The 13052-nt window shown below is 37.1% G+C and carries 10 protein-coding genes; 4 read left to right on the forward strand and 6 right to left on the reverse strand.

Annotated elements, in window-relative coordinates; genetic code table 11:
• Positions 1–69 precede the first annotated feature (69 nt).
• Positions 70–1044, reverse strand: a complete 975-nt coding sequence (locus FW778_RS11670) for a deoxyhypusine synthase family protein (RefSeq protein WP_150414881.1) — start codon at positions 1042–1044, stop codon at positions 70–72.
• Positions 1045–1372: 328 nt separating this feature from the next.
• Here FW778_RS11670 and FW778_RS11675 point away from each other — a divergent pair, with 328 nt between their 5' ends.
• Both FW778_RS11675 and FW778_RS11680 read left to right on the forward strand, forming a co-directional pair.
• Complete coding sequence (locus FW778_RS11675) at positions 1373–1957, forward strand: hypothetical protein (protein ID WP_150414882.1); 585 nt, start codon at positions 1373–1375, stop codon at positions 1955–1957.
• Between the two features lie 103 nt (positions 1958–2060).
• Positions 2061–3407 carry a M20/M25/M40 family metallo-hydrolase gene (locus tag FW778_RS11680; protein ID WP_150414883.1) on the forward strand — a complete coding sequence of 449 codons (1347 nt, stop codon included), beginning with the start codon at positions 2061–2063 and terminating at the stop codon, positions 3405–3407.
• 220 nt (positions 3408–3627) lie between these two features.
• Here FW778_RS11680 and FW778_RS11685 read toward each other — a convergent pair whose 3' ends face one another.
• The 3 genes from FW778_RS11685 to FW778_RS11695 form a co-directional block, all read right to left on the reverse strand.
• Positions 3628–5196, reverse strand: coding sequence for a M28 family peptidase (locus FW778_RS11685; RefSeq protein ID WP_150414884.1), 1569 nt, complete (start codon positions 5194–5196; stop codon positions 3628–3630).
• A 63-nt stretch (positions 5197–5259) separates the two neighbouring features.
• Positions 5260–5730 (reverse strand): ribose 5-phosphate isomerase B, encoded by a 471-nt coding sequence (gene rpiB / locus FW778_RS11690; protein WP_150414885.1) that lies wholly within the window; start codon positions 5728–5730, stop codon positions 5260–5262.
• Between the two features lie 133 nt (positions 5731–5863).
• Positions 5864–6331: a hypothetical protein gene (locus tag FW778_RS11695; RefSeq protein WP_150414886.1), complete on the reverse strand. Its 468-nt coding sequence runs from the start codon at positions 6329–6331 to the stop codon at positions 5864–5866.
• 149 nt (positions 6332–6480) lie between these two features.
• Between FW778_RS11695 and FW778_RS11700 the strand changes: the two genes are divergently transcribed.
• Positions 6481–7410 carry an SdiA-regulated domain-containing protein gene (locus FW778_RS11700; RefSeq protein WP_150414887.1) on the forward strand — a complete coding sequence of 310 codons (930 nt, stop codon included), beginning with the start codon at positions 6481–6483 and terminating at the stop codon, positions 7408–7410.
• Positions 7411–7672: 262 nt separating this feature from the next.
• Positions 7673–10804 (forward strand): glycoside hydrolase family 2 TIM barrel-domain containing protein, encoded by a 3132-nt coding sequence (locus FW778_RS11705; RefSeq protein WP_202552196.1) that lies wholly within the window; start codon positions 7673–7675, stop codon positions 10802–10804.
• Positions 10805–10821: 17 nt separating this feature from the next.
• On the opposite strand, the gene FW778_RS11710 is transcribed toward FW778_RS11705, so the two are convergent.
• Together FW778_RS11710 and rpoN are read right to left on the reverse strand one after the other, a co-directional pair.
• On the reverse strand, positions 10822–11517 hold the full coding sequence (locus FW778_RS11710) for a hypothetical protein (protein ID WP_150414888.1): 696 nt from the start codon (positions 11515–11517) through the stop codon (positions 10822–10824).
• Positions 11517–13001 carry an RNA polymerase factor sigma-54 gene (rpoN, locus tag FW778_RS11715; RefSeq protein ID WP_150414889.1) on the reverse strand — a complete coding sequence of 495 codons (1485 nt, stop codon included), beginning with the start codon at positions 12999–13001 and terminating at the stop codon, positions 11517–11519. Before rpoN ends, FW778_RS11710 begins: the two co-directional genes overlap by 1 nt.
• Positions 13002–13052 lie beyond the last annotated feature (51 nt).

Here is a 13052-nt window from a genome sequence, read left to right on the forward strand (position 1 = left end):
CAATTAATAATTCCATTATTACATTTTAAAAATTCACAACCTCATTTTTTTAAGAGAGATTAAGATACGTTACCAGTCCAATACCCATGCAAATATTAAAGGCGCAACAATTGTTGCATCACTTTCAACAATAAATTTTGGTGTATGAATATCTAACTTACCCCACGTAATTTTTTCATTGGGTACGGCGCCTGAATAAGATCCATAAGAAGTGGTCGAATCAGATACCTGGCAGAAATAACTCCAAAAAGGAACATCATGCCATTCCAGGTCCTGGTACATCATAGGCACAACACAAATAGGAAAATCCCCCGCAATGCCACCACCGATTTGAAAAAATCCAACTCCTTTACCCGAAGAATTTTTTCTATACCAATCGCTCAATTCTACCATGTATTCAATACCACTTTTCATGGTGGAAGCCTTCAATTCTTTCTTGATAACATACGATGCAAAAATATTTCCCATCGTACTATCCTCCCATCCGGGAACCACTATAGGAATATTTTTTTGCGCTGCAGCAAGCATCCAGCTATTCTTTGGATCAATTTCATAATACTGTTCCAGCACACCACTCAATAACATTTTATACATATACTCGTGTGGAAAAAATCTTTCGTCTTTATCATCAGCATCTTTCCATATTTTAAATATATGTTGTTGCAATCTCCTGAACGCTTCTTCTTCCGGGATACACGTGTCCGTTACCCTGTTGTAATGATTTTCCAATAAATCCCATTCTTCCTGCGGACTTAGATCGCGATAGTTAGGAACTCTTTTGTAATGACTGTGTGCCACCAGGTTCATAATGTCCTCTTCAAGATTAGCCCCTGTACAACTTATAATGGATACCTTATCCTGCCGTATCATTTCAGCAAAAGAAATTCCCAGTTCGGCTGTACTCATAGCACCTGCAAGCGTTACCATCATTCTACCGCCCTCGTCCAGGTGAGTTACATAACCTTTGGCAGCATCCATTAATGCTGCCGCATTAAAATGTCGGTAATGGTGTTCTATAAATGTAGAAACGGGTCCTTTGTTCATTACGTAAAATTTATTTTATTCTCCTGAGCTTGTCGAAGGGCAAAAATAAATTTTTTTGGGGAGCAAGCCTTGTTTTAATGTAGTGGCTTATTATGATACTATTAATTTATTAAGTTATCGAATGCAGATGGAATGTATTATGCAATCCCTATTATGATAGGTACCTTTTTATTCTGCCCGCTATAAAACAAACCATTTTGTTAACATTTGGTTATAGTAGCCATTATAATTAAACTGCGACATCAATGGCATATCTAATTAACAAAGCCATTGCAGGATGATACTAAAAATGGCATCTTATTAGTTATGTAAAGTTAAATTGTTTATTATGAAAAAATTTCTTCTTATATCGGTAATTGCGTTGAGTGCGTTCACTTACGATGCAAAATCACAGGTTAGTGTCAACATTAATATTGGCCGTCAGCCGGTGTGGGGACCTGTAGGTTATGATTATGTCGATTATTATTACTTGCCTGACTACGATGTTTATTATGATGTTCCAAGAGGGATGTTTGTTTACTTTGATTTTGGACGTTGGAACTTTGCAGAAACCTTACCGCCAAGGTATGGCCGTTATGATTTGTACCATTCATATAAAGTAGTAATTAATGCCCGGGATCCATGGTTGAGAGAATCTTATTATCGTTCTCACTATGCACGCTATCGCGGACATTATCAGCCAGTAATCAGAGACAGCCGCGACGGCAGATATTACGAGGCCCGGGAACGTTATGAACATGAGAGATATAATGACAGAAGAGAAGACAGGGGAAATTATGGAAGGGATAACGGACGTGGAAACGGCGGCTGGAATAATGGCAGAGGAAATGGTGGAGAACATGGAAGAGGCCGCGGCAATGGTGGTGATCATGGGAATGGACATGGAAGAGGCAATCATGGGGATCATGATTAAAGAATAAAAAGATATTTTTAGAAGGCCGTTTCGAAAATAGAGACGGCTTTTTTATGGGCTAATTGCAGGAATTCCTGAAAAAATATTTGGGTATATTTATTAGATGAAAAAAATATGCCTGCTCATCATCTTATTTTCTGCAAATAAAATTTTTGCACAAATCATCATCAATCGCGATCCGGAGATTTCGCAGATGGTTAATGAAATTTCTAAAGATTCCCTGCAATCTTATATTGCAAATTTAGTTGCCTTCGGCACAAGAAATACATTAAGTACACAAAACAATTCTAAAAGAGGTATCGGCGCGGCAAGAAACTGGGTATTGAAAAAATTTAATGAATTTGCTAAAAGTTCATCAGGAAGATTAACTGCGTTTATAGATACCGTTACTCTTCATCCTAATGGTAAACGTATAGACAGGCCTATCCTTTTAGGAAACGTAATGGCAACATTAAAGGGCACTGATCCAAATGATAGCAGAATTTTTGTTATAAGCGGCCACCTCGATAATATGCGTACTAACGTAATGGACAGTACCAAAGATGCGCCCGGCGCAGATGACGACGGCAGCGGAACATCGGCCGTGCTGGAGTGTGCAAGAATCATGGGTACACATTCATTTCCGGCAACGCTAATTTTCGTAGCGGTAAGTGGTGAGGAACAGGGATTGTTCGGGTCAACCTATATGGCTGAAAAAGCAAAGAAAGAAAACTGGAATATAGAAGCCGTGTTAAATAATGATATTATGGGCAGCAATAACAGCAATGAAACCAATATTGTAGACAATACAAAAGTCCGTGTTTTTAGCGAAGGAATACCTCATTATAAAACAGAAGAACAGCTAAAGCGAATCATGGCTTTGGGGCTGGAGAATGACAGCAAATCGCGACAACTGGCACGTTATGTAAAAGAAACAGCTGAACGTTATGTTGACCATTTAAATGTTGTAATGATCTACAGAACTGATCGTTTTTTAAGAGGTGGTGATCATTTGCCTTATTTACAAAATGGATTTACTGCTGTAAGAATAACCGAGATGAATGAAAATTTTACAAGGCAGCACCAGGATGTTCGTATGGAAAATGGTATTCATTATGGTGACCTCCCGCAACATATTGATTATACCTACCTGGCTAAAAACACAGCAATGAACTTAGCAAACCTTGCTAATCTTGCCAAAGCACCACCTGTTCCCGAAGAAGTAAAGATCGAAATAACAAGATTAACCAATACAACCTCGCTATCCTGGCTTCCTCCAAAAACCGGTAACACAAAAGGATATTTTGTTTTGTTAAGAGAGACTACAAGCCCTGTTTGGCAAAAGAAAATTTTTACCGCGGATGACCACATAATTATTCCTTATTCGAAAGACAATTATTTTTTTGCAGTGCAATCTGTTAACAGTACAGGAAACGAAAGCTTACCCGTAGTGCCGGATGTAGGCAGATGACAATAGAAAATATCGATTAATATAATTCTCTCTTGATTTTATTAAGAATGTTAATTTGCGTTTAGGGTATAACTTGTGTTATATGTTAGATCTTAATGTGAATTATGTTTTGGTATTTAAATTTTTATATTTAAAGAAATAATAAAATGGAATACCGTAAAAGAACCGGAGAAAATTTTATTTTATTATCTCGTAAACGCTGCGATTAAATTAATCCATTCTATTCATCTTTCGGTAGAGTTAAATCCCGCTTCAGCATTGAATTACGGTTGGCTATATTCCACGCGGTTAAAAAAATGAACCGGGCTCTTTTTTCCATCAAATCAAAATTTATTTTGTCGACCGTATCGGTGGGCTTATGATAGTCTTTATGAATACCGTCAAAATAAAAAACAATAGGAACTCCCCTTTTTGCAAAATTATAATGATCACTACGGAAGTAAATTCTTTCAGGGTCGTCTGCTGCATTGAATTTATAATCCAGTTCAAGGTTGGTGTATTTTTTATTCATCGAAGTAGTTATGGGATCTAAATCGGTACTTAATTTATCATTGCCAATTACATAAATGTAATTCATGCTATCGCCATAATTTCTTCCGGGATCTATCCGCCCTATCATATCAGTATTCAAATCAACAGTTGTGCTGTCTAAGGGAAAAACCGGGTGATCAGAATAGTATGCTGAACCCCACAGGCCTTCTTCCTCCCCACTAGCGGTCATGAATACAAGCGTTCTTCTTGGTCCATATCCTTGTTCCTTTGCTCTTGCAAAAGCCTGTGCCATTACAATCACACTTGCAGTTCCGCTTCCATCATCATCAGCTCCATAATAAATTTCATTGCCTTTTATACCAAGATGATCGTAATGTGCAGTTAAAAAAACATATTCATTTTTTAAATCACTTCCCTCAATATAACCTATAACATTAGACGCAGAAGTTAATTCCCTTTTTCTTTTATAAACTAATTTTGATTTTTCTTTTTTTTCTGCAATAAAATCTTTCAGGGGAATACCTGCTTCCGCGTAAGCGATCAATTCGGTTGCCCTTCGTCCAAAAATATTTTTAATAACATACGGGGCAACAGTAATAACAGGCACTTTGTCGGCGGTGCTATTTTTTATTTGAGGCAGAGATAAATTCGATGTTTTTAAAATTGCATTAGCAATGTTATCTATTTTAAGATTGACTACTAATAACGCTTTTGCGCCTTTTTGCTTGGCCACAATTGCTTTTTTACTAAGACTAAACCCCCATACAGAACGCTTCGTACTTCCATTAACTAAAAAAGTTTCGCCGATCTGTGGCTCGCCGGTAAAAATAACAACCACCTTTCCCTTCACATCTTTCCCGTCATAATCGTTATAATTTATATCGGCAATTCCGTAGCCTGCAAAAATTATGTCATTGGCATTAAACTCACTCGTTTCATCTGTGCCCGGTGTTACCATATAATCCGTTCCAAAATCATATCTTCTCTTGCCAATCCTTAGCGTTTTAGGAATTAATGTATCTTTTAATAAAGGATAAGACTGCTGAAAACCAGGCAAGGATGCAGGTGATGTAAGGCCTGCTTTTTTAAACTGGCTTTCGATATAGGCTGCGGCTTTTCTTTGTCCTTCTGTGCCAGTTTCCCTACCTTCCATACCGGCAGAAGCTATAATGCTTAACTGTTCTTTTAACCCTGATTGAGTAATGGTTTCAGCATATTTCCATGCAGAGTCAGTTTGTGAAAAAGAATAATTAGTAAAAAAAATAAAAATGATAAGGAGCAGCGAATAGTTTTTCATTAAGGAAAATTTGCAAAAAATTGCATGGCAAGAAACACAAAGAATACGTTAACATTTATTATCTTAAGCAGACTGGTAAGCAGCGCAAGCTATTTTATCTACCCGTGTTTTATGACGTCCACCCTCGAAATCAGTATGCATAAATCTTTCTATCATTTCTTCAACAAGGCCTTCCCGTACAAACCTTGCAGGAATGCAGATAACATTAGCATTATTATGTTTGCGGGCCAGCTCTGCAATTTCATCTTCCCAACAAACAGCAGCACGAATTCCTTGGTGTTTATTTGCGGTTATGGCAACACCGTTAGCGCTGCCGCAAATTAATATCCCAAAGCTTGCTTCGCCATTTTCAACAGCATGGGCCACGGGGTGTGCAAAATCAGGATAATCAACCGAATCTGCAGAGAACGTTCCGAAATCTTTCCAGGTAACGCTTTTGCCGTCAAGAAAAGAAATTACATCTTCTTTATATTCGAAGCCTGCGTGGTCGCTGCCAACAGCTACAGGCAATGTTAAATTAAAAGTGCAGGACATAGAATAGATTTTTGTTGAAATAAAGGTAAACAAATCCTCTTAAGCGCTTGCGTCAGTTTCGAATTTTTTATGAATATTGACAATATTTGAAGACATCGTAATTAAATAGAAAACCAATATCATGTTGCATCTATCAGTCTATAGCATCAAAAACTAATCCTGCCACAACTGCATAAACCGTATGATGTAAAATATCTATTGCAATATCTTTCGGCGCCCATTCCGAAAGTGGGGGAGCGATATCAAGTTTGGGTTGAATAGTTGCGGCTGTTCCCCAAATGGAAGCTAAATGCAACGAGGTTGCCGCGAAGCCATTTATCCCCGCTATGGATAATAATCCACGCATAACCCCCCAGGAGGTTCCATATACCCAGTGCACTTCATTAGAAAAATCTTCTTTATTGCCCGGGGTTGCTTCAATGTGTAACGTTTTTTTAACGGCATTCGCAGGTGCATTGCTGGCTTTTCTTTTTGTAATTTTCATTTCAATCATTTGCGAAATGGTTATAGCCATAGTGCCCGCCAAACCTGCAATTAAGCCTTTACCGATCGCCGCACCTAATTCTCCCAATACAGTAGATTCGTGTGAAGTACTTTTCATAATACTATTATATTTTATTGTGTTGATATAAAATTATACACAGCAATTGTTACGCCCAAATCGACTGCAATTCTAAAATATTACTTTACCAAGATGAAAGCAGCCCGGTATTTGATATATATTACATCTTTCATAATTCAAGCCTAATCATGAGATTGTTAAGTTTTCTTTTAATTCTTTCTTTTCCTGTTTTATTTAGTTGCAAAAACAATAATAAAAACCACAAAGACCCGGTAATTGTTTATCTCCCGCAAAAAAATTCAACGGATTCTTCTTCAAAAAATAATGCAACTAATTTTAAGTACGATTTAAAAAATCCTGGGCATACCTGGAAGCTGCCAGCCCAGCTGGTGGAAGTTTCGGGAAATACGTGGATTGATGCAGAACATTTAATCCTTATTGAAGACCTGCATCCTGTCTTATACTATATAAAAATTGACGATAAAAAAGCCACGCTTGAAAAAACGATTCCCTTTGCCACAGAAGATAAAGAAAAATTTGACATTGAAGATGTAACTTATGTAAACAATACAGTATACGCATTATGGAGCCACGGCGTTTTATTTAAAATAACCGACTGGCAAACGAAACCAGTAATAGATAAAATTAAAACCGGTCTAAAAAAAGAAAATAATACAGAAGGATTATGCTACGATCCCGTCACAAAAAATTTGTTCATCGCCTGTAAAGATGATCCCGGAGTTCCGGATGCAAAGAAATCGACAAAAGCGGTTTACCAGTTTGATATGGAAAATAGCAAATTAAATGAAAAACCTTTTTTATTAATTAATAAGAAAGATTTTGAGAGCGTAGCCAACGAAAAAATCAGCTTCAATCCGTCTGCCATCGCTGTTCACCCGGTTACTCATGATATTTATTTGCTAACCACGCGGGACAATAAGGGCATGGCCGTCTACTCACACGATGGCGTTCTTAAATCTTATCAAACAATTGATAAAGACTTAATGCCGCAGCCAGAAGGCATTTGCTTTTCGCCTGATGGTAAATTATATATAAGTTCCGAAGGCAAAAAAGGAGAAGCTGGCAACTTATTTGAATTTGATCCTTCTGGTAATTAGATGCTTTCTAATATTTATAATTTTATTTTTTATATCTTCTGAAAATCCTTTGCATTTTTGTATAAAGAAGATTTAGCACCCGGAATTCGCGGAAAATTATTTTGGAGCCTATTCCTGTTTTCAGCGAATCTTCGATGAAAAAATAAAATATTAATTATGATGAGAAAAATAAATTATGAACGCTTTTTCTTTCCTACCTAACTAATGTCAAATTAACACTTAAATATTTTCATAATTTATCAAATCAATAAATCAATCTCCGGTGAAAAAATTATTTATACTTTCTGTTCTAATACTATGTGTTGGTAAACTTGTAGCTCAGTCCCAGGAGCCACCCGTTTTTTGGGAAAACGAATTGATAAATGAACAGAACCGTGAACCTATGCACGCCACTTACTTTGCTTATGAAAATAAAGAGCTGGCAATGCATAACGATATGCAACACTCGAAATATTTTCAATCCCTAAATGGCAACTGGAAATTTAATTGGGTGGATAAACCTGCTGATCGTCCTTTAGGCTTTTGGAAAACAAATTATGATGATAGCCATTGGGTAAATTTTAAAGTTCCTGCAACATGGGAAGTAAATGGATATGGAATTCCTATTTACACGAATATCCGTTACGACTTTGATTACCTTATCAAACCGAATCCACCTCATGTGCCTGAGCAATATAATCCTGTAGGTTCCTATCGTAAAGAAATAACCATCGATAAAAGCTGGAAAGGAAAAGATATATACATTCAGTTTGGCGCGGTGCGTTCATGTTTTTACTTATGGGTAAATGGTCAGTGGGTTGGCTACAGTGAAGACAGTAAGTTACCCGCAGAATTTAATATTACTAAGTATATAAAAGCCGGGCAAGAAAATGTAATTGCTTTCCAGGTGTATCGTTGGAGTGACGGCACTTATATTGAAGACCAGGATATGTGGAGGCTTGCGGGAGTAAATCGTGATGTATACATGTATGCCCGTAACCCTGTTCATATTCGCGATGTGCAAATCATTCCCGATTTAACTAACGATTACAAAAATGGGCAATTAAATATAAGCCTCGATTTTTTAAATAATAATAATCGCGACTTAAAAAATTATAAAGCCTCTTTTGAATTATTGGATTCATCAGGAGAAACGATCAGCAAAATTGCCGTTCCGCTGACAGATTCGGCAACTTTTAAAAATGTCGTTATCAAGCTGGATGATCCCAAAAAATGGTCGGCTGAAATGCCCTATTTATATACGGTACTTACTACCTTAACTAATAAGAGTGGCAAAGTAATAGAAGTGATTCCGCAAAAAACCGGTTTTAGAAAAGTAGAAATAAAAGATGGCGAATTATATGTAAATGGTAAAGCAATTTTAATAAAAGGAGTTAATCGTCATGAAATGGATCCTTTTACAGGCCAGTTTATCAGTAAAGAACGCATGGAGCAGGATGTAAGAATTATGAAGGAAAATAATATTAATGCGGTTCGTACTTCTCATTACCCTAACGATCCTTACTGGTACGAGTTATGTGACAAATATGGTTTATATGTAGTAGATGAAGCCAATCTTGAATCGCACGGAATGGGTTTCGGCGCTAATTCTTTATCAAAAAAACCTGATTGGTTCTTACAACATTTTCAACGCGATTCACGTGCAGTTGAAAGAGATAAAAATCGTGTATGCGTTACCATTTGGTCTATGGGTAATGAGGCTGGCATGGGTGTAAATTTTGAAAAATGTTATGAATGGATCAAGCATCGTGATCCTTCAAGACCCGTAGAATATGAGCCAGCAAGTTCAACAAACTATTCTGATATTTTTTGCCCGATGTATCCATCGCCGGAGGGTATGGTGAATCGTGTAATGTATGACAGCGCCAGCAATCACAAGCCATTTATATTAGTTGAATATGCACATGCCATGGGAAATACGGATGGTAATTTTAATGATTATTGGGATACGATTCGTAAATATTATCCGCACATGCAGGGCGGATATATTTGGGATTTTGTAGACCAGGGATTTCAAAAAATAACTGATAAGGGTGACACCATTTGGTCTTATGGGGGAGACTACGGAGTAAATTTGCCCAGCGACCAGAATTTCAATGATAACGGCCTTGTGGCGCCGGATCGTAGCCTGCATCCTCATATGCTGGAAGTAAAAAAAGAATACCAAAATATATTTACCTATCCTGAAGATGTGATGACGGGAAAAATAAAAATATACAATGAGAATTTCTTTAAAGGCGTGGAAAATGTTTCTCTTGAATGGGAATTAATAGCAGACGGGAATGTTATAAAAAATGGCAAATACGAATCATTAAATGTACCACCACACGATACCGCTTTGGTTGATTTACATTATAGTCTGCCTCGTGTGGGTTATAAAGAAATTTTTCTGAATGTTTTTTATAAAACAAAAGTTGCTGAAGGGCTCATACCGGCAGGCTGGCAAATAGCCAAAGATCAATTGGTGCTTTACAGCCACTTAAATAATACCCTTGCATTACCTGCATCAGATAATTTACGTGTACGGGTTACCGATAGTTTGATAACAGTTGGCAACAGCAAAGCCAAGTTCGTTTTTAGTCACAATGATGGATTACTACATCAATATATTGTTGATGGCGATGATTTTATTAAACAAGGATTCGATTTAAAACCAAATTTCTGGCGGGCTCCCACAGATAATGATTTTGGAGCAGGGTTGCAGGAAAAATTACTAAACTGGAAAAGAGCTACGCATAATTATGTTTTGCTTGGCTTTAATATTGATTCTTCAGATATTAAAAATATACGATTAAACATGCATTATTCACTTCCTGATGTGTATGCATATCTCGATATTAATTATGAGTTGAATGGAGATGGCATCATTAAAGTAAAGGAATCCATGAATGCAGATAGTTCAAAGAAAGTTCCCATGATGTTTAAATTTGGCATGCAAATGATGTTGCCGAAAGTGTATAACCAAATGGAATGGTATGGCCGCGGTCCTTCCGAAAATTATTGGGATCGTAAAGACGATGCTTTTGTAGGCATTTACAAAATGAATGTGCATGATCAGTTTCATCCTTATTTGAGGCCACAGGAAACCGGTAACAAAACTGACGTGCGCTGGGTAAAATTAACCGACGAAAGCGGAAAGGGTTTACTAATTGCCGGTGATACTGTTTTGAATATTTCCGCCAGGCATTACCTTGATGAAGACCTTGATGATGGCCTAGAAAAACATAACCGGCATTTTGGTGAACTTAAGGAAAGAGACATGACTGTATTGAATATTGACCTGGAGCAAACGGGGGTTGGAGGCGTTAACTCATGGGGAACCTGGCCCTTGAAACAATATCGTATGGAGTACAAAGATTATAGTTATTCTTTTATAATAACTCCGGTAAAATAATTTCTATTAAAAAAAAATCAGGCAGATAGCCCTATAAACGCAGCAGCAATAATCTGGCACATGATGCCAAAAAACAATCCTGTATAAATATCTAATAGGTGATGGTCGCTTACAATCAATCTTGATGTAGATACCAGGCCTGAAATTAAAAATACCAACATTGCTGCTAAAAATACATTATAAGGAGAGCCCGAAAAAATTATTATTAATAATAACCCTGATAATGTGCCCATGCCTAATGCATGCATACTTATTTTAAAATAAGTATTGGCAAATAAACCAACGGATGAGGAAAGAAAGATTCCAAAAATAAATGTAGTAAGCACGGAAGGAACTTCGGGCTGGTTCCTGAAAACGAGATACATCCAAAAATAAAAAAGATTGGCTGCCACATAAGGAATGATTCTTTCTCTTTGTGTTTTTAAAAAAATGCTCTTAATAAACCCGACTGCCTTTAGCAGTAGAACTGTTACGCCCGGAAAAATAATTGTATTAACGGCTACCTTTATAACAATAAAAATCTTATCATGCGGCGTAATGCCTATAAAATAACCCTGATGGATAAACGCCAAATACCAGGTTGCAATTACAGGTATAAAAAGCGGGTGAAAAACATACGAAAATAATTGCGCGGGAATTTTCCAAGCGGCAGAAAACTTTGCTTCGCCTAATTTATTGGCGTCGCTCGTTGGTTTAATAAAATGCTTTTCCATTAGAGTTCCTTTCTTAACCTAGCTACCGGAATATTAAGTTGCTCGCGGTATTTGGCAACGGTGCGGCGGGCGATATTATAACCTTTTTCCTGTAACAGCTCTGTTAGCTTTTCATCGCTAAGCGGGTGTTGTTTACTTTCATCATCAATTAAATTATTCAATATCTTTTTTACCTCGCGGGTACTTACCTCTTCGCCGCTATCTGTAACGAGGCTTTCGCTAAAGAAAAATTTCAGGCGGTAAGTACCAAACTCCGTTTGTACAAACTTACTGTTGGCCACGCGGCTTACTGTAGAAATATCTAATGAAGTTCTTTCCGCAATATCTTTCAAAATCATCGGCCTTAAATCAGTTTCATCTCCTGTTAAAAAGAACTCCTTCTGATATTCCATAATAGTTTCCATGGTACTTAATAAAGTATGCTGTCTTTGTTTTATGGCATCTATAAACCATTTAGCTGAGTCTATCTTTTGCTTAATAAAAAGCACCGCCTCTTTCTGGCGCTTATCTTTTTTTGCGCCTCTGTCGTAATCTCTCAGCATATCCCTGTAACCCTCACTAATCCTAAGATCCGGGGCATTTTTTGAATTAAGGGTTACTTCGAGTTTTCCCATATTATTCAAGATAAAAAAATCAGGAATTACATAACTCTGTAACTTATTTGTTTCCCCAACCTGGCCACCGGGTTTTGGGTTAAGCTTAATAATTTGATTGATTACATCTTTGATTCCATCTTCGTCGAGATTTAACCCACGCTGTATTTTCTCATAATGCTTTTTAGTAAACTCGTCGAAATAATTTTCTATGACATCAATAGCTGTTTGCACAGCCTTTCCATTTCTTTCCTTTCTTTTTAATTGCAGTAACAAACATTCACGTAAATCTCTTGCAGCAACGCCAGGCGGGTCAAACTGCTGAATAAGTTGTATAATTCTTTCGATCTCTTTTTCAGTTGCACTAATATTCTGCCTGAAGGCAAGATCATCAGCAATAGCGGTTAACTCCCGGCGCAGGTAGCCATCATCATCGATGCTTCCAATAATTTGTTCGGCAATTTTTTGCTGGCGTTCATCAAGATTCAACATGAGCAGTTGTGTCTTGAGCGTATCGTAAAAAGAAGTTTCCACTCTATGTGGAATTACTTTAGTTTCTTCAGGGTCACCATAATTATCATCCCGCAATTTATAATCGCCCACTTCATCATCACCATCGCTCACGTATTCACTAATATCAATTTTATCGTAATCATCTTCACTTCCGTCATTTTCAAAATCCTCTTCATTGGTTTCGAATTCATCTTTTACGGCATCAAAATTATCATCATGTCCATCCTCTCCTCCTTCCAATGCAGGATTCTCTTCCAATTCTTCCTTTATCCGCTCTTCGAGGTGTGCCGTAGGAACCTGCAGCAATTTCATAAGCTGAATTTGCTGGGGTGATAATTTCTGTAATAACTTTTGTTGTAAGCGTTGGCTTAAAGACATTAACTTTTTTCTTTTTAAAGTGTGTAAATTTACATACACAAAAGTAAGAAT

It is taken from the genome of Ginsengibacter hankyongi, from assembly GCF_008710285.1.
Classification (GTDB): Bacteria; Bacteroidota; Bacteroidia; order Chitinophagales; family Chitinophagaceae; genus Ginsengibacter; species Ginsengibacter hankyongi.

Coding starts and splice junctions, on each gene's coding strand:
- FW778_RS11685 (WP_150414884.1), bottom strand. CDS start 5,196: ATGAAAAACTATTCGCTGCTCCTTATCATTTTTATTTTTTTTACTAAT.
- FW778_RS11700 (WP_150414887.1), top strand. CDS start 6,481: ATGAGATTGTTAAGTTTTCTTTTAATTCTTTCTTTTCCTGTTTTATTT.
- FW778_RS11710 (WP_150414888.1), bottom strand. CDS start 11,517: ATGGAAAAGCATTTTATTAAACCAACGAGCGACGCCAATAAATTAGGC.
- FW778_RS11675 (WP_150414882.1), top strand. CDS start 1,373: ATGAAAAAATTTCTTCTTATATCGGTAATTGCGTTGAGTGCGTTCACT.
- FW778_RS11695 (WP_150414886.1), bottom strand. CDS start 6,331: ATGAAAAGTACTTCACACGAATCTACTGTATTGGGAGAATTAGGTGCG.
- FW778_RS11670 (WP_150414881.1), bottom strand. CDS start 1,044: ATGAACAAAGGACCCGTTTCTACATTTATAGAACACCATTACCGACAT.
- FW778_RS11680 (WP_150414883.1), top strand. CDS start 2,061: ATGAAAAAAATATGCCTGCTCATCATCTTATTTTCTGCAAATAAAATT.
- rpiB (WP_150414885.1), bottom strand. CDS start 5,730: ATGTCCTGCACTTTTAATTTAACATTGCCTGTAGCTGTTGGCAGCGAC.
- rpoN (WP_150414889.1), bottom strand. CDS start 13,001: ATGTCTTTAAGCCAACGCTTACAACAAAAGTTATTACAGAAATTATCA.